General features: G+C 43.9%; 23 protein-coding genes, 1 tRNA gene and 2 other annotated features. Of the genes, 16 read left to right on the top strand and 8 right to left on the bottom strand.

The genetic code is table 11. From position 1 onward, the window contains the following. Positions 1–52: 52 nt before the first annotated feature. A complete protein-coding gene (locus AEQ18_RS08990) occupies positions 53–958 on the bottom strand; it encodes a LysR family transcriptional regulator (protein ID WP_054116008.1) in 906 nt (301 codons plus the stop codon). A 23-nt stretch (positions 959–981) separates the two neighbouring features. Further along, positions 982–1914: a cysteine synthase A gene (gene cysK, locus AEQ18_RS08995; protein ID WP_054116009.1), complete on the bottom strand. Its 933-nt coding sequence runs from the start codon at positions 1912–1914 to the stop codon at positions 982–984. A gap of 125 nt (positions 1915–2039) precedes the next feature. After that, positions 2040–2270 (bottom strand) — a binding site (T-box leader). Positions 2271–2328: 58 nt separating this feature from the next. Between cysK and AEQ18_RS15930 the strand changes: the two genes are divergently transcribed. Both AEQ18_RS15930 and AEQ18_RS09000 read left to right on the top strand, forming a co-directional pair. Then, entirely contained in the window at positions 2329–2472 is a 144-nt protein-coding gene (locus tag AEQ18_RS15930; protein WP_235505519.1) for a hypothetical protein, read from the top strand. A 26-nt stretch (positions 2473–2498) separates the two neighbouring features. Then, complete coding sequence (locus AEQ18_RS09000; RefSeq protein ID WP_054116010.1) at positions 2499–3104, top strand: short chain dehydrogenase; 606 nt, start codon at positions 2499–2501, stop codon at positions 3102–3104. Between the two features lie 95 nt (positions 3105–3199). Here the strand turns inward: AEQ18_RS09000 and AEQ18_RS09005 are convergent, their stop codons facing one another. Both AEQ18_RS09005 and AEQ18_RS15755 read right to left on the bottom strand, forming a co-directional pair. After that, positions 3200–3778 (bottom strand): SOS response-associated peptidase, encoded by a 579-nt coding sequence (locus AEQ18_RS09005; protein ID WP_054116011.1) that lies wholly within the window; start codon positions 3776–3778, stop codon positions 3200–3202. A gap of 195 nt (positions 3779–3973) precedes the next feature. Further along, positions 3974–4120 (bottom strand): hypothetical protein, encoded by a 147-nt coding sequence (locus AEQ18_RS15755; RefSeq protein ID WP_086273707.1) that lies wholly within the window; start codon positions 4118–4120, stop codon positions 3974–3976. A 450-nt stretch (positions 4121–4570) separates the two neighbouring features. On the opposite strand from AEQ18_RS15755, the gene AEQ18_RS09010 reads away from it, so the two are divergent. From AEQ18_RS09010 to AEQ18_RS09025, 5 genes are all read left to right on the top strand, one after another. After that, positions 4571–5779, top strand: a complete 1209-nt coding sequence (locus AEQ18_RS09010; protein WP_200908910.1) for an amidohydrolase family protein — start codon at positions 4571–4573, stop codon at positions 5777–5779. Then, positions 5743–5904 (top strand): hypothetical protein, encoded by a 162-nt coding sequence (locus AEQ18_RS15820; protein WP_200908911.1) that lies wholly within the window; start codon positions 5743–5745, stop codon positions 5902–5904. The genes AEQ18_RS09010 and AEQ18_RS15820 overlap by 37 nt, the downstream gene beginning before the upstream one ends. A gap of 187 nt (positions 5905–6091) precedes the next feature. Continuing rightward, complete coding sequence (locus AEQ18_RS09015; RefSeq protein WP_200908912.1) at positions 6092–6949, top strand: PRD domain-containing protein; 858 nt, start codon at positions 6092–6094, stop codon at positions 6947–6949. Continuing rightward, a complete protein-coding gene (locus tag AEQ18_RS09020) occupies positions 6939–8795 on the top strand; it encodes a beta-glucoside-specific PTS transporter subunit IIABC (protein ID WP_054116013.1) in 1857 nt (618 codons plus the stop codon). The genes AEQ18_RS09015 and AEQ18_RS09020 overlap by 11 nt, the downstream gene beginning before the upstream one ends. Positions 8796–8822: 27 nt before the next feature. Next, positions 8823–10262 carry a glycoside hydrolase family 1 protein gene (locus AEQ18_RS09025; protein ID WP_054116189.1) on the top strand — a complete coding sequence of 480 codons (1440 nt, stop codon included), beginning with the start codon at positions 8823–8825 and terminating at the stop codon, positions 10260–10262. A gap of 74 nt (positions 10263–10336) precedes the next feature. Here AEQ18_RS09025 and AEQ18_RS09030 read toward each other — a convergent pair whose 3' ends face one another. Continuing rightward, entirely contained in the window at positions 10337–11938 is a 1602-nt protein-coding gene (locus AEQ18_RS09030) for an amidohydrolase (protein WP_054116014.1), read from the bottom strand. After that, entirely contained in the window at positions 11939–13018 is a 1080-nt protein-coding gene (locus AEQ18_RS09035; RefSeq protein ID WP_054116015.1) for an ABC transporter substrate-binding protein, read from the bottom strand. It lies immediately after the preceding gene. 261 nt (positions 13019–13279) lie between these two features. On the opposite strand from AEQ18_RS09035, the gene AEQ18_RS09040 reads away from it, so the two are divergent. The 4 genes from AEQ18_RS09040 (at position 13280) to AEQ18_RS09055 (ending at position 16493) form a co-directional block, all read left to right on the top strand. Continuing rightward, positions 13280–14221: an NADP-dependent oxidoreductase gene (locus AEQ18_RS09040; protein ID WP_054116016.1), complete on the top strand. Its 942-nt coding sequence runs from the start codon at positions 13280–13282 to the stop codon at positions 14219–14221. A 38-nt stretch (positions 14222–14259) separates the two neighbouring features. Next, positions 14260–14628 (top strand): TIGR02328 family protein, encoded by a 369-nt coding sequence (locus AEQ18_RS09045; RefSeq protein WP_054116017.1) that lies wholly within the window; start codon positions 14260–14262, stop codon positions 14626–14628. A gap of 133 nt (positions 14629–14761) precedes the next feature. Next, complete coding sequence (locus AEQ18_RS09050; RefSeq protein WP_054116018.1) at positions 14762–15823, top strand: LLM class flavin-dependent oxidoreductase; 1062 nt, start codon at positions 14762–14764, stop codon at positions 15821–15823. Then, on the top strand, positions 15816–16493 hold the full coding sequence (locus AEQ18_RS09055; protein WP_054116019.1) for an NADPH-dependent F420 reductase: 678 nt from the start codon (positions 15816–15818) through the stop codon (positions 16491–16493). The genes AEQ18_RS09050 and AEQ18_RS09055 overlap by 8 nt, the downstream gene beginning before the upstream one ends. A gap of 269 nt (positions 16494–16762) precedes the next feature. Here AEQ18_RS09055 and AEQ18_RS09060 read toward each other — a convergent pair whose 3' ends face one another. Continuing rightward, complete coding sequence (locus AEQ18_RS09060) at positions 16763–17221, bottom strand: DIP1984 family protein (RefSeq protein ID WP_054116020.1); 459 nt, start codon at positions 17219–17221, stop codon at positions 16763–16765. Between the two features lie 524 nt (positions 17222–17745). Here AEQ18_RS09060 and AEQ18_RS09065 point away from each other — a divergent pair. Further along, entirely contained in the window at positions 17746–19395 is a 1650-nt protein-coding gene (locus tag AEQ18_RS09065; RefSeq protein ID WP_054116021.1) for a peptide ABC transporter substrate-binding protein, read from the top strand. Between the two features lie 78 nt (positions 19396–19473). On the opposite strand, the gene AEQ18_RS09070 is transcribed toward AEQ18_RS09065, so the two are convergent. After that, positions 19474–19555, bottom strand: a tRNA-Leu gene (locus AEQ18_RS09070). A gap of 116 nt (positions 19556–19671) precedes the next feature. Further along, positions 19672–19914, top strand: a binding site (T-box leader). A gap of 93 nt (positions 19915–20007) precedes the next feature. On the opposite strand from AEQ18_RS09070, the gene AEQ18_RS09075 reads away from it, so the two are divergent. From AEQ18_RS09075 to AEQ18_RS09090, 4 genes are read left to right on the top strand one after another with little or no spacing between them, the layout of a single operon-like run. Continuing rightward, on the top strand, positions 20008–20847 hold the full coding sequence (locus AEQ18_RS09075; protein ID WP_054116022.1) for an SAM hydrolase/SAM-dependent halogenase family protein: 840 nt from the start codon (positions 20008–20010) through the stop codon (positions 20845–20847). A gap of 3 nt (positions 20848–20850) precedes the next feature. Then, the gene (locus tag AEQ18_RS09080; RefSeq protein WP_054116023.1) at positions 20851–21405 is read left to right on the top strand and encodes an ECF-type riboflavin transporter substrate-binding protein; all 555 of its coding nucleotides are present in this window, start codon (positions 20851–20853) and stop codon (positions 21403–21405) included. Positions 21406–21430: 25 nt separating this feature from the next. After that, on the top strand, positions 21431–23134 hold the full coding sequence (locus AEQ18_RS09085) for an ABC transporter ATP-binding protein (RefSeq protein WP_054116024.1): 1704 nt from the start codon (positions 21431–21433) through the stop codon (positions 23132–23134). Then, a complete protein-coding gene (locus AEQ18_RS09090; RefSeq protein WP_054116025.1) occupies positions 23127–23957 on the top strand; it encodes an energy-coupling factor transporter transmembrane component T family protein in 831 nt (276 codons plus the stop codon). Before AEQ18_RS09085 ends, AEQ18_RS09090 begins: the two co-directional genes overlap by 8 nt. Positions 23958–24054 lie beyond the last annotated feature (97 nt).

Here is a 24054-nt window from a genome sequence, read left to right on the forward strand (position 1 = left end):
CCTTATCAGCTATGGGGAGTAGGGAAAGGAAGCCTTCGCTTATACACATCATTTAAGCACTGAAGGTAGCGATATGCTGGCGTAATTTCAGCAAAAACGCTTCGCCAATTGGCGAAATATGACGGTCTCGCTTTTTGATGAGGATGATCTCACCTTCGGCTTCATCGACAAGAGGCAAGAACAGCAGCCCTTGTTTTTCGGGATCTTTAACGATCCCTGATCCAGTTCCATAAAGATCCGTTTGTTGCAACAGTCCGATGATCGTACCGCGGTCGCTGACATGGACGACTTGCTCACTTTGCGCGAAATCAACTAAGTCTTCAGAAAAGAAGGAGAAGCGGCTATCCTCTTGCAAAAAGCGGGCTTGAGAAAATCCTTGCAGATCAGCTAAAGTGACGGTCTGCCTTTTGGCTAACGGATGGCCCAATCGGACAAATACATGGGGACGGAAAGTGCCGATGTGCTCGAAAGTCAGTTGGGCCCCTTGCAGCAAGCGAATCATCCCAGCACGGTTTTCATCATTGAGGTACAAAATACCAAACTCGCTGCGGTGTTGTTCGACGTCAGTGATTACCTTCAAAGTGGTGGTTTCAAACAAGCGAAATTGGCGGCACTCTGGGAATTCAGCCAATAGTTCGCTGACGATAACAGCTGTAAAATCATAATGTTGACTAGCAACAGAAAACGCCTGATTGTGGGCTTCCTTATGCGAGAACCTAGTTTCAAGCAGTTCCACTTGGCTAAGAATAGGCTGGGCATAGTCCAAAAATTCGGATCCTTCAGCTGTCAACCGTGCCCCTTGATTGGTTCGCTCAAACAATTGAACACCCAATTCTAGCTCCAATTCTTTGATGCTCTGAGAAAGACTAGGTTGAGAAAGATAAAGCCGTTTGGCGGCTTCTCTGAAACTGCCATGATCGGCAATGGACTGAACAACGCGCATTTGCTGAATATTCACGGTCTCAACCTCCAATCATTTTTTCAGGCTTCGTCAAAGTTATATAAAGGGGTGGATAAATAGCGTTCGCCGTTATCAGGGATGATGGCCAATACCTTTTTGCCAGCACCTAAAGCTTTGGCTGTATCGATCGCCGCTTTGATCGCAGCACCAGCAGAAATACCCACCAAAAGACCTTCTTTGGTACCGGCATCCCGCGCGGTCGCAATCGCTTCTTCACTGGTCACTTGTATGATTTGTTGATACGCCTCCGTATCCAAAACGTCAGGAACGAATCCTGCCGAAATGCCTTGGATTTTGTGGGGGGTGTGTTGACCGCCTGATAATACAGGGGATTCTGCAGCTTCAACGGCAATGATTTTTAGGTCTGGGTATTGTTCTTTTAAGTAGTGACCCGCGCCTGTGATGGTGCCGCCTGTGCCAACACCAGAAACAAAAGCATCCAGCCCTGATTGACCAAAAGCTTCGACGATTTCTGGTCCTGTTGTATCATAATGGACCGTAGGATTGGCCTGATTATTGAATTGAAGCGGCAAGAACCAACCATTTTCTTCGGCCAATTCGGTTGCTTTTTTGATGGCCCCTTTCATCCCTTCGCCTGCAGGCGTCAAGACCAACGTTGCACCATACGCTTGAATCAGTTTTCGGCGTTCGATCGAAAATGATTCAGGTAATACAATGACTACCTTGTATCCCTTGGCAGCACCCGCAAAAGCTAGGCCAACACCGGTATTGCCAGAAGTAGGTTCAACGATGGTGCCTCCGGGTTGCAGTTGGCCATTTTTTTCGGCCGCTTCGATCATGGCTAAGGCAATGCGGTCTTTCACAGAACCAGCTGGATTGAAAAATTCTAATTTGACATAGACATCCGCAGCGCCTTCAGGTACTAGTTTTTTTAATTTAACGATCGGGGTATCTCCAATAAGTTCTGTCACTGAATCTACGATTTTTACCATATATTTTCCTGCTTTCTGTTTTGAAATGATGGGGTGATAAGTGTGCGTGTGTATGCGTGTAGTAAGGGCAATTCATAAGTAAAAGGGAAGCGAAAACAAAAAAAATCCCTTCAAAGTATCAACTTTGAAAGGACGATTATCTCGTGGTACCACCTTACATTTGATTTTGCTCACGCAAAAACACTTGGTCAGTTCGTTAGAACAAACTGGATTGCGCTATCGGGCTCTCTCCGTTGCAGATTATTCGTCCGCAAATGCTCAAAGACCATCTTCTGATTGTTTTTCCTATTCGCTTCCACCAGCCACGAACTCTCTATGAAGTCATTCAATCGTACTCTTCTTATCACCGCATCTTTATGAAATTACTAGTATCTTAGAGCAGAAAATCTGAAATGTCAATTCTTTTCGTGATAGGTGATTTCAATCACGGGTGCCGTATCCCTGCGCTTTATTGCGTCAAGTGATGAAACAAGCGAATTCTTTGAGAAAGAGCAAGACTTCTTATACAATCAAAAGCAACACCTGCTCATGGACTGTGGTCAAAGAAGAAAACCATGAGTGATCAAGAGAAATGAGGGATTTAGATGAAAGTATTGTTGATTGGACATACAGGAACGTTAGGGAAAATCTTATTTGAAGGATTTAGCCGCATGTCAGAAGTTGAATTGGTTACTGCCAGTAGACATTCGGGCGATTTTCAAGTAGCGATCGACGAAGTGTCGAGTGTGAAAGCACTTTTTGCTGCGGTTGGCCAAGTCGATGCAATCGTATCGGCAGCCGGTAGCACGGTGTTTAAACCGTTTACTGACCTAGCACCGGCAGATATCCAACAGTCGATTGCATCAAAATTACAAGGTCAAGTGAATCTTGCCTTGATTGGTCATCCATATGTAACGGATGGTGGGAGTATTACGTTGACATCAGGTATCATCAAAGAGGCTTTTATTCCAGAAGGTACGTCATCGGCCTTGGTCAATGGTGCGATTGAGTCTTTCGTTGCTTCAGCGGCAGTTGAGATTGGCAGGGGCATACGGATCAATGCAGTCAGTCCAAATGCATTGGTAGGTTCATGGGATGCCTACGCCCCTTCCTTTAGAGGATTTATTCCGGTAGGCGATGCCCCGGTTTTTGCTGCATACGAAAAATCAGTTTTTGGGATTATGACGGGTCAGACATTTAAAGTTTGGTGATCCGATGTCACAGTAGATGAACGAATAAAAAGAACGGTTTGCCGGTAGAAAACCATCGGCAAACCGTTCTTTTTATGGTGTTCTTAGCAGACAGGTTAGACTTTTATTGCATGCAGTGACGGCATCTTTGCTTGCAAGATATGGCGCGCAAATGAAAGATCAGTGATCCAACTAGGAATGTCCTGTCCAGCAATCAATAATGGCATGCGATCATGGATCGGTGCCACTGTATGATTTGGTTCTGTCGTTAAAATGATCGATTCCGTTTCCACTTTTCCTTCGCTCTCAAAAATACGGTAAAAGCCGGCAGCATATAAGGGATCCTCAGTTGAAAAATAAAATTTTTCTTTCTCGTGGTTCCATTCGTAGAAACCGGACATTGGAAATACACAGCGGTACTGCTGAAAGGCTGCCTGAAAGGTTTTTTTTGCTTCGACGGTTTCAGCGCGAGCGTTGATCATCAAATGTCCTTTCTTGAAGCCCGTAAGGCCCCATTTTGTCACGCCAGCAACGATTTCTTGTTGGCGGTTGGCACCTAATGTTACCACATGATTGGACGGGAAAACGTCATTCACTGCAATCGTTTGCTGTTTTTTTCTGGCCTTAGCAGCCGCTTCTTGATAATACTTGGATAATGCACCAGTTGTGGGATCAAATAAATATCTTCCGCACATCAACAATCACTCCTTATCTCTCATAGATACGGGGAAGTGTTCATTTAAGTATAGCGACTATGTATGTATTCTTACCAATGATTTGCTTGCACTTTATATTATTTGAACGTTATTTACATTGGTGGACATGTATAAATAAAAAACAAAAAAGGCAGTCAACTTTTTCGGTTGGCTCCCTTTTTTTAGTCTGATTGGTTATCCAATTTTTTTCACTCTCCCGCCAATTTTATCAGCAAAACGTTCGGCTTCTTCTTTGCGTTTGTAGGTTAAAGCAATTGATTTATCGCGGGTTCGTTTGCCTTGGGGGGTGAGATAACCATGGAAGATTTTGATTGCATACATTTAGTAAGCACCTCCTTATCTGATGTGATAATAACAAATTTAACGCTTACATTCAAGTTTTTTTTGTTATTATATTAAATAAAGCGTTATTTTTTTCGTATATGATCAAAAATCATTTGCTGTGAGAAGGAATCCAAGGCTTTCATAGCACGATGTTGACTGATAACGCGTAAAATAAAGTGTGCTTATCAAGATGAAGTGGATTGATCAAACAAATAGGCGGCGTGCCAAAATGAAAGATGTTCAGCTGAGATTTATGACGCATAAGAAATGAACTGCTGAAAGACCGATAGTACGTATTGTTTTAAACAGTTCCGAATACCAATGATTGGCATCGATATTGAAAGAAATCAATCCTCGACTAGCTAAATCAAGAATGTTCCCTTGGTTGCTTTGCTTTTTTTTGCTACTATCAACACAATGACAATTTTTATCAAAAGGAGCGATTTTTTGGCCAAAACAGCATGGATCAACTGTCGATTATTTCACGAAAAACTAGATGAATGGCTCATAAGTACGATTCTAGTGAACGAGAAAGGGCGAATCATCGATGTATTGTCGGAAAACAGCGGTGATTTGTCTGGCTATACCATCAAGGATGCTAGACAAGCATATGTTATACCGGGATTGATCAATGCCCATGCCCATTTATTTGCTAGTGGCGCACCAAGTACAAAAAAATATCCAATTCCCTTAATCAATAGCGCTTATCGCTTGCTCAACACAAGTTTGGGATTGGCAATTCTGCGAAAAATCATGAAAAAACATGCGTTGATCGAATTGCAATCGGGTGTGACGACTATTCGGAGTGTGGGAGAATTTTTCTATCAGGATGTTCGGTTACGAGATAGGTTTACAGAAGAAGCAAATAGTTGGCCAGATTTATTGACGTCGGGATTCTTTTTAAGCACGACTGGTGGACATGGGGCGCCTTATCTGGCCTTAGAAACAGATTCCCCGTGGGAAGGGCGCAAGAATGTCCGCAAGAATGTCCGGCAAGGGGTCGATTGGATCAAAATCTGTGTGACTGGCGGTGTCACTGATGCTAGACGTATAGGAGAAGCAGGGGCACTGCAGCTGACGGAACCAGAAATTGCTGCTATTTGCGACGAAGCCCATAAGAATAAAATGATGGTGGCAGCGCATGTGCAAAGCACGGAAGGGGTCCGGATTGCGCTGAAGGCTGGCGTGGATACGATAGAACATGGTGCCCCAATGGATGATGAAATCATTGCCCTCTTCAAGAATAATCCACAGGCTTTGCGGGGATATTCTGCTTTGATGCCCACCTTTCAGGCAGCAGCACCTTTTGCCGTATTAGATAAGGAAACACTCGGTTTGAATCCTGTGACCGTAGAAAATGGGCGCCTAGTTTATGAGGGAATGCTGGAGGGCCTGCAGCAAGCAATTGCCCATCACATCACATGGGGTGTTGGTAATGATGCATCGATGACCTTTGTCCCTCATTATGATTTTTGGCGGGAATTAGCGATCACGGCTGCAGCTGCCGGACTTGCGCCTAAAGAAATGATTCAGCGTGCCACGACAGGGAATGCTGCCATTTTAGGGATAGATCATGAAGTGGGAACGATCGCAGCGGATAAAAAGCCAACTTCATTTTGTTGGAAAAAAATCCGCATGAGGATTTGCGGGCATTGACCAATCTGCAAGCTGTGGTGAAAGAAGGACAACTTGTCAAAGGCAAGCCAATCAAACGCTTCACCGAACTAGATCAGCTGATGGATCAAGTGCTGCAACGGATCAAAGAGACTGCTGTTCAATAAAGTCTGTATATCTGTTGAAATTCCGATTGACAAGTTTTTTTTGAAGTGCTATGATAGCGAGGTAAATTAGATAACGGTTACAGAAGTGCTGTGACCAAGAGGCGTGTTACTGGATAAGCAGGCAAACCTCATATTTCACCAAGGGTGGAGTATGGGGTTTTTTAGTGCGTACAATTTGGAGGAAACCATGAAAATAAAAAAATTTTTAAACAACAATGTTGTCTTGCTCAAAAAAGGCAGCAATGAGATCATCGGCTTTTCGACAGGCATCAGCTTCAATAAAAAGGTAGGAGATGATGTAGAAGAACAAGATTTTGAAAAAATATTCGTGCTGGATACCCATGCGATGCTGGAACATTTCAGCTATCAATTAGGAAAGTGCGATCCCCGATATGTGGCCATCGTGGCTAAGATCGTGGCGTATGCCAAACAAAATTATCAATTGGCCATTAGTGATTATATTTATTTGACTTTGTTGGATCATATCGATTTTACCGTCCATCGTATCAAGCAGCAAATGACGTTTCATAGTCCATTGCAATGGGATGTGCGGCGATTTTATCCTGACGAGTATGCCATCGGTGTTTATGCCGTGCAATTATTGGAACAAGAATTGGCGATCGAAGTGCCCACAGAAGAAGCGATATCGATTGCCTTGCATTTCGTCAATGTGCAATCAAAAAAGAAAGACATGACAGTCACCAATAAAATCGCTAAGTTTATCGAAGATGTCTTAACGATCGTCAAATATGAGTACAAGCAAAATTTTGACGAGAACAGTTTTCACTATTCGCGTTTTGTCACGCACCTGCATTATTTTGCCCAAAACGTGATCAATCATACGATGCCTGGATATGAAGAGTCTTCTTTATACCAGCAAATCGAAAAGATGTATCCCCAAGCGTTTCATTGTGTATCGAAAATCAAAATCTATATCAAAAATACGTATGATATTACCATTTCAGAAAATGAGGAAATTTATTTATCCCTCCATATCCAGAAATTGACGGAGCAAGGAGAGAAGGAGAAAAATCATGGATTATAAACAATTAGCCAATGATATATATGAAAAAGTCGGCGGTGACAAAAATATTCAGCATGTCACACACTGCGCGACCCGTTTGCGCTTCACTTTAGCGGATGATAAAAAAGCCGACAGTGAAGGCATCAAACAATTGAAAGGCGTAACAGGACTTGTTCAAGGCAATGGACAATACCAAGTGATCATTGGACCGGATGTTTCAAGTGTTTATGCCCAACTGCCAGTGACAGAAAATGGGGCAGAAGAATCATCAAATGACAATTCAGTGATTTCACGTCTATTGGACTTTATTGCCGGCTGTTTCACACCGATGATCGCAATTATCGCGGCTGGCGGAATGCTCCAAGTCGTTTTATCATTATTAGAACTTTCCGGTATTTTGGCAGCCACAGATGATACATATCTTGTTTTGTATCAAGTCTCGCAAGCAGCGTTCTTTTTTATTCCGATTTATTTAGGAAATTCTGTTGCCAAACGGTTGAAAATCGATCCTTTCTTAGGAAGTTATGTTGGTGGGATCTTTGTGATGCCAGGTTTGACGACCTTGTTGAGTCAAGAAGGCGGTATCACTTTGTTCGGTCTCACAGTACCGAATGTCAGCTATAATGCGTCTGTTTTACCTGTTTTGTTGACAGTTTGGTTGATGTCTTACGTCTATCGCTTTGCGGATCGGATTTTACCAAATAGTGTCAAATTTATCTTGCGTCCTTTGATCGCGATCATTGTGATCACGCCATTTGCGTTGTTGCTGATTGGACCTTTGGGGGTAACGATTGGGAACTATGTATCGCAATTTCTAAACTACTTAACCAACAACTTTGGTCCTTTGGCTGTATTGTTCATGGGTGCTTTTGCGCAACTATTGGTGATGACAGGCATGCATACGACCTTGACACCGATTCTTTTGACCTCATTGGCAACTTACGGCTACGATGATTTGATCGTTCCTGGGATGTTGCTGGGATTGGCTGCTGAAGCAGCGATTTGTTTAGCTGCTGGGATCAAAGCCAACGACGCAGAATTTAAACAAGTCAGCTTTTCGTCCGCGATCACGGCCTTGATGGGGGTTTCCGAACCTGCTTTGTATGGTGTGACTTTGCGTTTGAAGAAACCTATTGTAGGAATGATCTTAGGTGGTGCAGTGGGCGGACTTTATTTTGGTCTGATGAAAATCAATACCCCAGTAGTGATCGCTTCTTTCGTGGCACTGCCTTCTTATAGCAATGTGCTGCATGCAACGATTGGTTCACTCATTACGTTTGCCATTGCCTTTGCTTATACATGGTTTGTTGTCAAAGACAGCGACTTTCCCAACAATAATGTGGCGACAGTGACAGAAACAGCAGATGTTGAAGCACCCGCAGCAACAGAAACAACAGAGGAACAAACTGTAGTTGAAAAAATCGTTTTGGCTCCTTTGCAAGGAATGGTGATTACTTTAGCTGAAACCAACGATCAAGCATTTGCTTCGCTTGCTTTAGGCAAAGGCGCTGCAGTGAAGCCACAAGATGATACCATTGCTGCCCCGTTTTCTGGTAAAGTGTCAGCAGTCTTCCCAGGAAACCATGCGATCGGGATCACTAGTGATTCTGGGATCGAATTGTTGATCCATATTGGTATCGATACAGTCAACATGCAAGGAGACGGCTTTACACGTCAAGTCAATGACGGAGACACGTTCTCCGCTGGTCAAGCATTGCTGCATTTCGATTCAGCTAAAATTGCGGCTGCCGGTTATGAAGATACTGTCATGATCACAGTCACAAATACCATGAACTTTTTAGATGTCGTGGCTTTGGCTGCACACCAAGAGGTGCAAGCTGGCGAACAATTACTGGCAGTATTCTAAGTAGAAGAAAGGATGGACAAAATCAAGATGAGTTTTCCTAAAGGATTTTTATGGGGCGGCGCTTCAGCTGCCAATCAATATGAAGGCGGCTATAATGAAGGAGGCAAAGGTCTTGCCTGTGCAGATTTGATCAGCGGCGGGAGTCATACGACTTCTCGTCAGATCACCCCAACGATTGAAGAAGACCGTTTATACCCGAGTCACGAAGCGACAGATTTTTATCATCATTATGAAGAAGATATCGCGTTGTTTGCTGAAGCAGGGTTCAAAGCCTTTCGGATGTCGATCAACTGGACCCGTATTTTTCCAAATGGCAATGATGAAACCCCAAATGAAGCAGGTTTGGCTTTTTATGACCGTGTCTTTGATGCTTGTCGCAAGTATGAGATCGATCCTATTGTTACGATTGCTCATTTCGACGTGCCAGCCCACCTAAGTGAAACCTATAATGGCTGGGCCAGCCGCCAAGTGATCGATGATTATACCCGCTATGCAACCGTCTTATTTGAACGTTATCATAGCAAAGTGAAGTATTGGATCACGTTCAATGAAATCAATACGGCGACCTTGTCGATCGGTAATTTTCTTTCACTAGGGTTACAAGTAGGGGAAGCATCATTCATTGATCAACCAGACAATATGCAGGTGCGTTATCAAGCCTTGCACCATCAGTTTGTAGCCAGTGCGCAAGTAGTTGCCTATGCGCATAGCCACTACCCAGATTTAGAAATTGGCTGTATGATTTCATATATGCCTCGCTATCCTTATACCTGCCATCCAAATGATGTTTTATTGGCAAAACAAGAAGAAAATATGCATTCTAAATTTTGCGGCGATGTACAAGTCACCGGCAAATATCCTTACTATGCCAACAAGTATTTTGCGGATAACGGGTTTGAAATCGAATTTGGTCCAGAAGACCAAGAGATTCTTGCCAAAGGCACTGTTGATTACTATACCTTTAGCTACTATTTGACGCTATGTGTCTCTGCTGATGACCAAGTCACCAAAAATGGCCATAGCATGATCGGTGGTTCTGGTGTCAACAATCCGTATTTAGAACAAACCGAATGGAATGCCATGATCGATCCTGTAGGTCTGCGGATTGCCTTGAACGATATCTACGATCGCTATCAATTACCACTGATGATCGTGGAAAATGGGATCGGTGTCTCAGAAGAAGTTGCGGCAGACGGTCAGATTCATGATCAATACCGCATCGATTATTTGCAAAAGCATATTGCTGAAATGGATAAAGCCATTGCAGATGGTGTGGCATTGATTGGTTATACGATTTGGAGTGCAGTTGATATCGTAAGTGCTTCAACAGGCGAAATGAAAAAACGCTACGGCATTATCTTTGTGGATAAATATGACGACGGGACCGGTACTTTGGCTCGTAAGAAAAAAGATAGTTTCGCTTGGTATCAGCAAGTGATTAGAGAAAATGGGCTATCACAAGTATAAATCAGGTAGTAATAGACACACAAAAAGGAGCGCTTTCGGGCTCCTTTTTGTGTGTCTTATTTATGGGAATCATATCACTCAGCTTGATACACAAACTGACCATCAAAAATGGTTGCTGCCACTTTCACCTTCAGCAATTCCTCCGGTGACAATGGCAATATATTCTCAGACAAAATACAAATATCTGCCAATTGACCCACCTCAAGACCACCAATATCTTGACGGCTCAGGGCTTTGGCCGCGCCAGCAGTATGGGCGTAAAGGGCTTCTGCTACAGCCATTTTTTCTGTCGGCATCAGACCGCCAGCTGGTTGACCGCTCTTCTCGCTGCGAGAAACGGCAAAATAAATCGAATCCAGCGGGGTCACGTCGATGACTACTGGCGTATCCGTACCAAAAGCCAATGTTGCACCTTGCTGTAAGAAAGAGCGGAATGGGAACATTTGCTGGGCCCGTATTTCACCAACTTCTTCTTCCAACGTTTCCCAGCCTACCAAAAGATGACTAGGTTGCACAGAAAGGACCAATTGCTGTTGCGCAACGAGGGGCAGATCCGTTGCATCCATCACTTCTAAATGTTCCAAAGTATTGTATTTGCCGCTAGAAAGCGGCTGGCAGGATGCACTCTCTTGGTAAAATAGCAGGGCTTGCTGGATCGCTTTGTCCCCAATCGTGTGGATGCGCATCGGCCAATCGCGTTGATTGGCGGACAAAATGAGTCGACGCATCTGTGCAACATCGATGAGAGGCATACCAACATCTCCTGGGAAATAGGGTGTTTCATAACTCTCTTTCAAAAAAGCCGTATGGGTACTGGTCACGCCGTCAAAAAATTGTTTGACACCACCCATTTGCACCTTTTCAGAGCGATAATTCTGGTAGTATTCTTGCAATAGTGCCGTATCTTCACGCATGGCAGGGTAAAAGACCGCCCGCACTGTTGCTGAAGCAGCTGTTTTATTGTACAAAGCTGGATAAACGAGATCATCCCAGCTTTCTCCCGTTAGTGCGACATCCCCAATCGTCGTGATCCCATATTGATTGAGTTGTTTCATATAGTCAAGAAATGCTGCCGGGCTTTCAGGCTGGAAGACATGTAAGACTTCTGCCAGATAATGAATGGCGATCGCTTCTAGGAAACAGCCAGTCAATCGATTGTTTTCCATTAATGCTTCACCGCTAATACCTACGGGCAATGTTTCAGGTGTGATGCCTAGCGCTTTGATTGCACTGCTGTTGAGCCAGATGCTATGGGCATCGCCAGCAATCAGCATCACCGGTACATCCTTGCAGTAACGATCGATACTGGCTTTGGTGGGATAGACTTGCTGACCAAAGTCACTGCTGAACCAGCCAATCCCGATTTTCCACCCATGTTTGATCGGAATCGCTGGGACTTGCGCGGCAATGGCTTCCTCCGTCAGCCCTGTGACATGGGTCAAGGCACCTTGATGAAGGAGTGCGGATAGATAGAAATGCACATGGGCATCGATCAGTCCTGGAATGATCATTTGATTTTGGACATGGATGTGCTGGGTATCAACAGGCAGATTCTGTGGGATTTGATCGATGGTGCCCCGATCAACGATTCGATTGCCTTCAATCAGTAAAAAGCCGGCAAACGTTGTTTTCGATTCGGTATCAAAGATATGATTTGACTGCAACAATATGGCCATTTATAATCCCAACTTCCATTCTAAGAAAAAGTCATTGTATGCTTCAACCGTGTCTTTTCCCAAATATTCGTAGTGTTCCATCAGTTCCATCGCACTTGGCTCTGGATAAAAGGCTTTGTCTTGCGTCAATTCACTTGGCAGACTGTCTTTCGCTGCTTCACTAGGTGTCGCATAGCCGACATAAGCCGCATTTTGGGCCGCATTTTCCGGACGCAGCATGAAATTGATGAAGGCATAAGCACCGGCTTTGTTGCCAACTGTTTTAGGGATCGCAAAGTTATCCGTCCAAATCGCGCCCCCATCATCCGGAACGATATAACGAATCGCTGGGTTCTCTGCCATGACATAGGCTGCGTCCCCAGAGTAACCAATCCCAATAGGTGCGTCATTGTTGATCATCAAGGTCTTGATTTCATCTGTCAAGACGGCCTTCACATTTGGTCGAAGTGCGTTCAGTTTTTCAACAGCCGCCGCAATTTTGTCAGGATCTTTTTCATTTTGGGAATCCCCCAACACCTGCAAGGCAATACCTAGTGTTTCTCTCGCGCCATCTACCATCAAAATATCGTTTTTGAAAGCCGGCTGCCAAAGATCAGACCATCCGGTGATCAAAGACGAATCGATCTCATCCGTGTTGACCATGATCCCGATCGTGCCCCAGAAATAAGGAATCGAATAGGTATTTTCCGAATCAAAGGATTGGTTCATCAAAAATGAGGACAAATCTTCTGTCCCAGTCAATTGCGTATGATCAAGAGGCAATAGCAATCCTTCTTCGATCATTTTCGGAATGATCGATTCACTAGGGAAGATCAAGTCATATCGGGTGCCCCCTTGTTTGACTTTTGTTTCCATTGCTTCATTTGAATCAAATGTATTATAGATAACCGAGTAACCACTCTCAGTTTCAAATTTTTTGATCAAATCGGGATCAACATATTCACCCCAATTATAGATGATCAGCGTATTGGGATCACTAGACGATGTCGCGCCTGATTCCTTCGACAAGACCGTTGTCCCGATAAACAATAAGGACAAGACCCCAACGATTCCGCCAAAAAATACCAACAACCTTTTCAATGCATTAATTCCTTCTTTCCATTTGTTTTTTTATTCTTGAGTAGATTAGCTGATTTAGCTTGAAAAGGCAACAAAAAATTCAATGTGAAAATCGAACGAATAAAATAGCGCATACTCTGTTAAAAGCAGACGAGTTTTTTCTCATTGGAGATCAAATGATTTGTCAAAATCTCTCTTTATGCCTAAGCTAAAAGGACAAAGCAACATCTCAAACAATCTTTTGTTTTATGATATGCAAATGAATAAGGAGTGGATCAATAAATGAATACACGTGCAATCGTCATCAATGCCTATGGCGGAAAAGAAGAATTAGCAGAAGCAAAGGTGGAGTTGCCAGCATTAGAACCAGATCAAATCCTAGTCAAAACTGCAGCAACCTCCATTAATCCTATCGACTGGAAATTACGTGAAGGCTATTTGAAACAAATGTTTCCTTGGCAATTTCCGATTATTTTGGGCTGGGATATCGCTGGTGAAGTCGTGGAAGTAGGGGCAGAGGTTTCCGATTTCAACATTGGAGATGCCATTTATGCGCGACCTGAAACAACCCCTTTTGGCACCTATGCGGACTACGCAATCGTTGATGCGACATTGGCTGCTTTAAAGCCATCAAATCAAACCTTTGCAGAAGCTGCTGCAGTACCATTGGCTGGATTGACTGCGTATCAAGCATTGTTTGACCATGGGGACTTGAAAGCTGGGCAAAAGGTCTTGATCCATGCAGGGGCAGGCGGCGTAGGCACTTATGCGATCCAATTAGCAAAAGCTGCCGGTGCATATGTGATCACTACTGCAAGCCCCCGCAACCATGAATTGCTGCGTACGTTAGGTGCAGATGAAGTCATCGATTATCATACAACTGATTTCGAAACAACGTTGTCTGACATTGATTTGGTCTTCGATACCATGGGTGGCGATGTACAGCGCAAAAGCTATACCGTGTTGAAACCCAATGGGCGTTTGGTGACCATATTGAGTGTGGAAGATGAAGCCGCTGGCAAAGAAAAGAATATAACGGCAAAAGCCATTTGGCTGAGAACCAACGGGGAACAATTGAAAGAATTAGCAGCTTTGATTGAGAACGGGAAGGTCAAAAGTGTGATTGGCGCAACATTCCCTCTCACTGTACAAGGTATTTATGATGCCCATGCCCTCAGTGAAACCCATCATGCAGTTGGAAAAATCGTCATCGATAATCAATAAGATCGCCTGATAATAAAGAGAAAAAAGGAGATTGACCTATGCGTTTATGGCATGAAGCATTGATTGGCTCTTTGCCTCGGCAACAATTATTAGGCCAGCATCGTGAAGCCGCTGCTTTGCGCGGTGGCGGCTGGGGCAAAAAACATGCGACGGTAGATTATGTATTTACCCATTCGCCCTATAAGCTGTATCAATATCATGAATTGATTATGGCAGAAATGGAAAAACGAGGATACCGACCTGCACCTGAGTGGCATGATCCCAGTTATCGAGGCAAAAATCTGTCTCCCGAGATCGATGTGCAACCTGTCCCCCGCACTTTGCCAATTTATCCAGAGCATGATGATGCGTACTTGCAAGCGTGTCTGTTGAATCTTGCGAATAAAGGAATCCTGATTGAAGGATGAGAAGAAGACTTTCCGCTGTTATAGGGAAAGTCTTCTTGTTTAACTCTTACAAAAAGTAAGCATATTGTTCGCACCTAAAATCATATGTTGTTATAGTAAGAATAGAAAAGATACGAGAAATGAGGAAATAGGAATGACGATCAATAGCAATGCAGTAGAATTTGGCTTGGATACCTTTGGTGATTTGGCTTTTGATGATCAATCAGGGGAAAGATTGAGTTATAGTGAATCGTTACGCAATATCGTGGCAGAGGGTCAATTGGCAGATGCATCAGGAGTAGATATCATTGCCTTGGGCGAACACCACCGAGAAGAGTACTCTATATCAAGCCCAGACACAGTTTTGGCGGCTTTAGCCATGGTCACGAAACGAATCAAATTGGGTACGGGGGTAACGGTCTTAAGTTCTGATGATCCAGTCAGAGTCTATGAACGTTTTGCAACTGTCGATGCTTTGTCTAATGGACGGGCACAAATCATGCTGGGACGCGGTTCCTTCACAGAGTCTTTTCCTTTATTCGGTTATGACTTGCAGGATTATGAAGCGTTATTTGAAGAAAAAACTGCGATGTTCAGTGAATTGAGAAAAGGGCAACCATTGACGTGGGAAGGAAAGTTCACGCAATCTTTAGAGAAGGCTGAAGTGTATCCAAAAATTGACGGCCATCAATTGGATACCTATGTCGGTGTCGGTGGGACACCTGAATCGATCATTCGTGCTGTCCGTTATGGCTTTCCAGTGATGCTGGCGATCATTGGCGGTGAACCCGCTCGTTTTGCACCGTATGTAGAGTTGTACAAAAAAGCAGCACAACAATTGGGACAACCGATTTTACCAGTAGGGATGCATTCCCATGGCGTGATTGCAGACACGGATGAGGAAGCCTATGAAATTGGTTGGCATTATATCAAGAAGAGTATGGATAAAATCGGCTTAGACCGTGGTTGGCCAGCTATGAGCAAAGAACGATTTGATTTTGAAGTGGAACATGGGTCTTATTATGTTGGCAGTCCGGAAACGGTTGCCCAAAAGATTGCGCGGATGATGCCGCAAGTGGGGGTTGAACGGTTTGATCTGGTCTACGGAACTGGGGGCCAATTGCAAAAAGACCGTTTCCGCACGATCGAATTGTATGGTACGAAAGTGATTCCCCGCGTCAAAGAGTTGCTGCAAGCCGGTGGACAACATGGCTAAACAATCGATTGGTATTTTGGGCGCTGGCAAATTAGGATTGGCATTAGCCAATATTGGCGCGCGGGCCGGATACGAGGTCTTGATTGCCAGCCGCAAGTCAGCTGAGGCACTTTCTTTGCCAGTATCGATTCTGGCACCTGGGGCACACCCGCTATCTGCTGCAGAAGTGATCGCACAGTCAGACACGATTATTTTAGCGATACCGTTGAGCAAGTATCGGCAATTGGATCCGGCTGCATTTAAAGGAAAGATCGTGATCGATGCGATGAACTACTGGTGGGAAGTCGATGGCAAAGATACGCTCTTTTCAACGATTGAGGCAACTTCTTCAGAAAGAGTGCAACAATACTTCTCTGACAGTCAAGTGGTCAAAGCCTTCAACCATATGGGCTACCATGACATTCAAGCTGTATCTTCTGCTGGTGCAGCTGGCAGCGTCAAGGCGATTGCCATCGCAGGGGATCAGCCGTCTGCTGTTGGCAAAGTGGCACAAATCGTGGAGGATTTTGGCTTTGAACCGCTGTTGATAGGTTTTTTAGCGAAAGGGATCATGCTTGAGCCAGGTAGTCCGCTGTTTGGTGCCAACGAAACTGCGGAGAAATTACAAGGATTGGTCGACATCTTTGCGCATAGTGAAAAAGGTCAAGCCTTTTACGGTCAAAGAGCCTGAAAATGATATTCAAACCGCTAAGATGCCTACTTTCAGGTGACATCTAGCGGTTTTTTTTATAAAAAAACACCCCTTCGCTTTTCCGAAGAAAAACAAAGAGGATTCCCAACCGTCAAATCAGCACGTGGTCATGAAAGAAGAATAGATAATGGATACGTTTGTGATGGTTAAGCAGTGATTGCTGATTCCTCGTCCCTGCCAGACGTCCATGGTGTACATATAAGCCTGTACCTGCTGTGTGCTCGCCTTTGACATCCCACCCAAGCGCTTTATGGTGTGCATTCAGTCAGCCAATTGGTTTGCTGGATGCGGCCATCGATCTCACGTAATTGTTGTGCAGTCTGGTTCAATCGTTTCGTGATGTCCTGGGTGTCAATGGTTCTGATATAGCGAATCTCATTGCGTCCCATTCGCGGTCCAGCTTTGGCTGCTTCAAGAATTTGTGTATACAATGCATGGCTTTGCCGCAAACGTTCTCGTTGAGAGAGGGCATCAACAATGACCATATTGCTATCGATCATTGTGTTGTGGGCATTGGTATGATTGATTTGGCGCGCGACTTCATCTAACTGTTCACTTGTTTGTTGATAGTCTGACAATAAATCAGTCACACTGCGATCTAATGCATCTCCTTCTTGAACCAAGACGCTGCCTGTGATTTCCGAACGCAACAACTGTAACCGATTTTCTAAATCCCGACGCAATAATAATGCTTCAGCTAATTTCATCAAAGAAACCTCCCGTTGTCATAAGCTCTTTCCTTTATCCTATGCAATCGACAACAAATAGGCAAGAAAGATGATCGAGAAGAGAAACTATCAGAATTTTCTTAAATCGCATTGACTTCACGAAACGGCAATAGTATACTTTTAATCAATCATGAAATGAACAAGAAATTGAAGATCTTACACGTTGAAGAGAAGAGTAACTTTGGCGCTTGCTTTAAGAGACCCCGGATGGTGAGAAAGGGGAGCGGGCAAAGAAGTGAAGATGAACTCTGAGTGATTTGACTGGTTCACGCCGATCAAACGGAAAGCAGCCGTTATCTTGCCGGGTATGCATACGTACCGTTGAGGTGTTATAGAATATAACACGAAGAAGGGTGGTAACACGAAATTCTCGTCCCTTTGTTTGTCAGTTTTGATGAGCAAAGGGATGGGGATTTTTTTTGTTTTATAAGAGAATCAAGCGTTGGTCATTCATGAGAAGCACTTGCCCGAAAAAGGGTACGATCAGAGGAGGAAAAAGAAAGATGAAGTGGAAAAAAGGACTATTGGTTTCAACAGGTATACTGGCAATCACATTAGCAGGGTGTTCAACGACGGGGTCGACAGAGAATACCACCGCAGCGGGTGATCAGTCAGAGGTGGCACAAACGATTTCTGTCAGTTTGCCAGCAGAGCTGACTACATTAGACACGACCCAAACAACGGATAAAGTGACGTTTACAGTGATTCAGCATTTGTTCGAAGGCTTGTATCGCTTTGATGAAGACAGTCAGCCAGTACCCGGCTTGGCTGAAGGGGTAGACATCAGCGAAGATGGCAAAACCTATACATTTACGATTCGCGATGATGCCAAATGGAGCAATGGCGAAGCAATCACTTCCGCAGATTTTGCCTATGCATGGAAAAAGTTAGTTGACCCAGCCACAATGGGACCTAATGCGTACTTATTAGACAACGTAGTGAACAGCAAAGACATCCGCGAAGGCAATGCTTCCATCGATACGATTGGTTTAGACACACCGGATGACCAAACCTTTGTCGTCCAACTCGACCAACCACAAGCGTCATTCTTGTCTGTCGTATCGATTGGTTGGCTAGCACCACAAAATGAGGCCTTCGTGGAAGAAGAAGGCGATGATTATGCGAAAACCAGTGAAGACTTGCTTTACTCTGGTCCTTTTGCACTAACCGATTGGCAACAGACCGGGGCTGAATGGACGATGGTCAAAAATGACCAATACTATGATCAAGATGTCGTCAAATTAGATGAAATCAACGGATCAACGATCAAAGAAGAAAATACAGGTATCCAATTGTTTGAAAGTGATGAATTAGATATCCAAAAGGTCAGCGGCTTATATGTGCAGCAATATCAAGGCAACGATCAATTGGTGACCCACAATGATATCGCCAATTATTTCCTTGATTTCAACAAAAAAGCCAATGATGCATTGGCCAACGTGCATGTGCGCAAGGCTATTTCCTTAGCTATCGATAAAGATAGTTTAGCAAATGATGTGCTGAATGACGGCGCAAAACCATTGAATGGATTGATCCCAAGCGGTTTGTATGCCAATCCGAATACCAACGAAGATTTCCGCGCCTATAGCGGCGAGTACAACCAATTTGATCAAACAGCTGCCCAAGAAGAATGGGAGAAAGCCCAAGCAGAGATTGGGGATCAGCTAGAACTGAAACTATTGGTTACAGATGATGACAATGGGCAAAAAATTGGTGAATACTTACAAAGTCAATTGCAAGAAAATCTGCCTGGTCTGACGATCACCATCAATAAACAACCTAGAACCAATTTGAATCAATCCCGTTCTGATGGGGATTATGAATTGTCTGTTTCTGGTTGGATCGCCGGCAGCAGTGATTTAGATTCCTACTTTAATCTGTATAAGAATGGCTCTTCATACAATTATGGCGGATACGATAGTGAAGAATATACAACATTGACTGAAAATGCCCGCACCGTTGACGCCAATGACCCGGATAAAGTCTTTGAAGATTATCAAGCAGCTGAAGAAATCCTATTGGATCAAGATGCCGCTCAAGTACCTTTGTATCAAAGCGCGTCGAATTACTTGATCAAATCAAAAATCAAAGACATCCAATATCCCGCCTATGGCGCATACTTCTTTTTCCGAACAGCGTCTGTTAGTGAGTAAGTACAACATACAGCCCCTTTTGTCCGAATAATAGAAAAGGGCACAAAAAAAGCCCACCAAATCATTTGGTGGGTAAAATGCGGAAGATGGGAGTTGAACCCACACGAGATAATCTCACACGCGCCTGAAGCGTGCGCGTCTGCCATTCCGCCACTTCCGCCTAACAAAACGATACCTCTTTTGCTGGGGAAATGCAAGCAAAAATCGCAGATGAAATTGGGATAAAATAATGATTGACAAATGAGAGTGTCTTTGGTAATTTTAATGAAACAAAATGTAAACGCGATGAAAAAGAAAGTAAAATCAAGGTAATTGTCTTGCAGAGAGTTCCGGCAGCTGAGAAGGAACGACAATGAATGATTTGAACATGACTTTGGAGCGGATTTTCTGACTTAAATGAGGAAAATACGGCAGCCCCGTTAACAAGCACCAGTCTCCGAACGCTGTGTCGGGTACTGATAGAGGTAGAATGACGTCATTCTACAATGTAAGGTGGTACCGCAGTCCAATGCCCTTAGTGAAAGCTAAGGGTATTTTTTTTTACTCGAAATTTCAGAAAGTGGCATCGCGGGTATAGATTTGTTTTATGTTGACGGCGAAAGGAGGAACCCTATGCATAAATTAGTGTTACAAACAGACTTTGGTTTACAAGATGGTGCAGTCAATGCGATGTATGGCGTGGCCTATAAAGTTGAACCGGAATTGAGTATCAATGATTTGACCCATGAAATTGCCCCTTATCATATTCACGACGCGAGTTACCGCTTGTTACAAAGTGCAGCCTATTGGCCTGCAGGGACTGTTTTCGTTTCGGTGGTCGATCCGGGCGTGGGCTCAAATCGCCGAAGTGTGGTGGCCAAATTGAAGACGGGGCAATTGATTATTACACCGGATAATGGCACCTTGACTTATGCCGCAGATTATATCGGGATCGAGGCTCTACGGGTGATAGATGAAGACACAGAGCGGTTAGCAGGCTCATCTGAAAGTCATACATTTCACGGTCGCGATGTCTATGTGTATAACGGCGCACGTCTTGCAAGCGGTCAACAGACCTTCGAAACAATCGGTCAGCCAGCTGATCCTAAAACTGTGACCCGCTTTTTTCTTGAAAGACCCACGCAAGATGCAACAACAATTAGTGGAACGATCGATATTCTGGATATTCGCTTTGGTTCTTTATGGACCAACATTCCCTCGTCATTTTTCAAAGAATGGCAAATCGCATACGGTCAAACGCTGTTAGTGACCATCGAATATGAACAAGCAGTCCGTTATCAAGAAACTGTCGTATTTGGACGTTCGTTTGCACAAGTCGACCCTTTGGCACCTGTCCTTTATATCAATTCATTATTACATGTCGGACTTGGCTTGAACTTAGCTTCATTTGCGGAAACATTTAACATAGGTACTGGTACAGAATGGAAAATCACAATCAAAAAGGAGAAATGAGAGATGAAAAAATCAACATTTACAGTCAAACATATCGTTGCGATCGGGATTGGTGCTGCTGTATTCTTTATACTTAAACGCTTCGTCACCATTCCAACAGGTTTCCCCAATACAGATATAGCTACCGCCTATCCATTTTTAGCATTGCTAGGGGTCGTATATGGCCCAATCGTCGCCGGACTGGCAGGTTTTATTGGTCACGCATTAGGTGATTTAACGACCTATGGCGCTTGGTGGTCATGGATCATTGCATCTGGCATATTGGGGGTATTCTTCGGTTTATTGACACGTTGGATCCCAATTGAAAATGGCGTTTTTGGCGCAAAAGAAATCAAAACATTTTTGATAGGAGAAACGATTGCGAATCTGATCGTCTGGGTGATCATCGCTCCCGTAGGTGATATTCTGATCTATGCGGAAGCCGCCAATAAAGTATTTACACAAGGAATTATTGCGGGATTGACCAATGCCATCGTAACTGGGATAATCGGAGTGATCCTACTGAAAGCTTATGCCCAAACAAAAACCAAAAAAGGCAGCTTAAGCAAGGAATCTTAATCTATAGAAATGTGTGAACAAAAAAATGAAACAAAAAATCATTCAATTCAACGATTTTTCATTTCAATATGATGCCCAATCAGAACCAACATTGAAGCATATTGATCTAACCATTTATGCTGGAGAAAAAGTTTTGATCATTGGTCCTAGTGGCTCAGGGAAAAGCACGTTGGGAAAATGTTTGAACGGACTGATTCCTCAAAATGATCCTGGAAAAGCGACGGGAACCCTGATGATCGGCACAGAGACATTTCCCCATGCCTCGATTTATGACTTATCTCTGCAAGTTGGCACGGTGCTGCAAGATACCGATAGTCAATTTGTTGGCTTGACGGTCGCAGAAGATATCGTATTTTCATTGGAAAATGAGCAGCAAAGTCAATCCGTGATGGCCAGTGCCTTGCAGAATTGGGCTGAAAAGACAGCTTTGACCAAACACTTGAACAAAAAACCGCAAGATTTATCCGGCGGGCAAAAGCAACGGGTATCAATGGCCGGGGTGTTGATCGATGAAACACCTATTTTGCTCTTTGATGAACCTTTGGCGAATTTAGACCCGAAAACAAGTTTGGCAGCGATCAAGATGATCGATCAATTGCATCAAGACAGAGCTTTTACTTCGATTATGATTGAACATCGGTTGGAGGAAGTGCTGGCGGCGCCTGTCGATCGGGTCATTGTCATGGATGAAGGGGTGATCGTCGCGGATACAACACCTGATACTTTATTGCGCAGCGATTTGTTGCAAGAAGTCGGCATTCGTGAACCCCTGTATGTGAAAGCAGTCAAAAAAATTGGTCTGCAGCTGCCAGAAGCTGACCTGACAAATATTCAGCATTTTCGCTCGCCAGAAATCAAGGCGGCCCTCAGTAAATACCAAGCTACATACGCTGCGTCAGCACCTGCACCAGCTACTGAACCGATCCTTGAAGCGGCCAATCTCTCTTTTGCGTATGAAGTCGGCAAACCAATTTTGTCCGGTCTCAACTTTACAGTGCATCGTGGTGAAATGATCAGTCTGGTAGGTCATAATGGTGCCGGAAAATCAACTTTATCTCACTTGATCACAGGTTTTTTAAAGCCGACGTCTGGTCAATTATTCTGGGATGGGAAAGATATGGCAACCGATTCGATCAAAGAACGCGCAGAGAAAATCGGGTATGTATTGCAAAATAGCAATCAGATGTTATCTAAAAATTTTCTCTTTGATGAAGTCGCTTCAGGTTTGCGCAATCGCTTCGTACCAGAAGATGAAATCAAAGAAAAAGTCCATGAAACGTTGAAAATTTGTGGTTTGTACCCTTATCGTTCCTGGCCATTGTCTGCCTTAAGTTATGGTCAAAAGCGTAGGGCGGCTATTGCAGCGATCCTGGTTTTGGAACCAGAATTGATCCTGCTAGATGAACCAACAGCGGGTCAAGACTACCAACACTATCATGAGATGATGACCTTCATCCACTCTCTGAATCAATTGGGATTAACGATCATCATGATCACCCATGACATGCATTTGATGTTGGAATATACCCAACGGACAATCGTTTTGGCTGATGGCAGCATTTTAGCTGATGCTTCACCCGCAATCATCTTAGGTGATCCCGTGGTGACGAAAGCAGCCAATCTTGAAGAAACAAGCTTGTATACCTTAGCCAGAGTCAATCAATTACCTAACCCCACTGGCTTCACTGCGGCCTTTATCGCTAGCGAGAAAGAGGTGGCCCATGGATAATCATCTAATTGGCTATTTAGAACGAGATACTTGGATCCATCGACTGACGGGTACGACCAAATTGATCTGTTTTTTGTTGTTGTCAGTGATTGGTATGATGACCTATGATACGCGATTCTTAGTCGCTTTAGGGGGATTTTCACTTTACCTTTTTTCTGCAGCAGGTATCCATTATCGTGACATTTCATTGGTTATTAAATTTATTGTCTTCTTTTCTGTGCTGAACTTATTGGCGGTCTATCTCTTTGCCCCAGAATATGGGGTAACGATATATGGTACGCGACATGTACTGATCGAAGGCATCGGTAGATATACCCTGACACAAGAACAACTTTTTTATGAGTTCAACTTGCTGATCAAATACATCGTTACCATTCCGCCTGGACTGATTTTTCTCTTCACAACGAATCCCAGCGAATTGGCAGCAAGTATCAACCGAATTGGTATTTCGTATAAAATTGCCTATGCAGTGGCCTTGGCATTGCGCTATATCCCGGATATCCAGGATGATTTTCGCACGATCGCTAAAGCACAACAAGCAAGAGGCATCGAATTATCCAAAAAAGCCCCTCTGAAAAAGAGAGTGGCGGGCAACCTAGCAATTGCGATCCCACTGATTTTTTCAAGCTTAGAACGGATCGATCATATTTCCGCAGCTATGGAATTAAGGCGCTTTGGCAAACACAAGACGCGGACATGGTTGAAAGCAAGACCCATGAAAAAGGCTGACAGTGCAGCCATATCCTGTACGATCTGTATTGTGTTGATCGGTGTCAGTTTGTTTTTTGTCAATGGTGGGCGGTTCTATAATCCATTTCAATGAAAATGAAAGTTGTATTCTGTAAAGGATACATCTTTTTTTGGGCAAAAAAGGAGCCCCGCCAGCGGGGACTGGCGGGGTAGGGGGAAAAATGAAAAAG

The sequence above is a fragment of the Enterococcus sp. RIT-PI-f genome, from assembly GCF_001297065.1.
In the GTDB taxonomy this organism is placed as follows: Bacteria; Bacillota; Bacilli; order Lactobacillales; family Enterococcaceae; genus Enterococcus_D.

Bases quoted from the DNA above. Each gene is read 5' to 3' on its own strand.
- AEQ18_RS09055 (WP_054116019.1), top strand. From the start codon at position 15,816: ATGGCTAAACAATCGATTGGTATTTTGGGCGCTGGCAAATTAGGATTG.
- AEQ18_RS15755 (WP_086273707.1), bottom strand. From the start codon at position 4,120: ATGTATGCAATCAAAATCTTCCATGGTTATCTCACCCCCCAAGGCAAA.
- AEQ18_RS09060 (WP_054116020.1), bottom strand. From the start codon at position 17,221: ATGAAATTAGCTGAAGCATTATTATTGCGTCGGGATTTAGAAAATCGG.
- AEQ18_RS09090 (WP_054116025.1), top strand. From the start codon at position 23,127: ATGGATAATCATCTAATTGGCTATTTAGAACGAGATACTTGGATCCAT.
- AEQ18_RS09075 (WP_054116022.1), top strand. From the start codon at position 20,008: ATGCATAAATTAGTGTTACAAACAGACTTTGGTTTACAAGATGGTGCA.
- AEQ18_RS09015 (WP_200908912.1), top strand. From the start codon at position 6,092: ATGAAAATAAAAAAATTTTTAAACAACAATGTTGTCTTGCTCAAAAAA.
- AEQ18_RS09080 (WP_054116023.1), top strand. From the start codon at position 20,851: ATGAAAAAATCAACATTTACAGTCAAACATATCGTTGCGATCGGGATT.
- AEQ18_RS09005 (WP_054116011.1), bottom strand. From the start codon at position 3,778: ATGTGCGGAAGATATTTATTTGATCCCACAACTGGTGCATTATCCAAG.
- AEQ18_RS09030 (WP_054116014.1), bottom strand. From the start codon at position 11,938: ATGGCCATATTGTTGCAGTCAAATCATATCTTTGATACCGAATCGAAA.
- AEQ18_RS09020 (WP_054116013.1), top strand. From the start codon at position 6,939: ATGGATTATAAACAATTAGCCAATGATATATATGAAAAAGTCGGCGGT.
- AEQ18_RS09025 (WP_054116189.1), top strand. From the start codon at position 8,823: ATGAGTTTTCCTAAAGGATTTTTATGGGGCGGCGCTTCAGCTGCCAAT.
- AEQ18_RS09050 (WP_054116018.1), top strand. From the start codon at position 14,762: ATGACGATCAATAGCAATGCAGTAGAATTTGGCTTGGATACCTTTGGT.
- AEQ18_RS09065 (WP_054116021.1), top strand. From the start codon at position 17,746: ATGAAGTGGAAAAAAGGACTATTGGTTTCAACAGGTATACTGGCAATC.
- AEQ18_RS09085 (WP_054116024.1), top strand. From the start codon at position 21,431: ATGAAACAAAAAATCATTCAATTCAACGATTTTTCATTTCAATATGAT.
- AEQ18_RS09040 (WP_054116016.1), top strand. From the start codon at position 13,280: ATGAATACACGTGCAATCGTCATCAATGCCTATGGCGGAAAAGAAGAA.
- AEQ18_RS09000 (WP_054116010.1), top strand. From the start codon at position 2,499: ATGAAAGTATTGTTGATTGGACATACAGGAACGTTAGGGAAAATCTTA.
- AEQ18_RS09045 (WP_054116017.1), top strand. From the start codon at position 14,260: ATGCGTTTATGGCATGAAGCATTGATTGGCTCTTTGCCTCGGCAACAA.
- cysK (WP_054116009.1), bottom strand. From the start codon at position 1,914: ATGGTAAAAATCGTAGATTCAGTGACAGAACTTATTGGAGATACCCCG.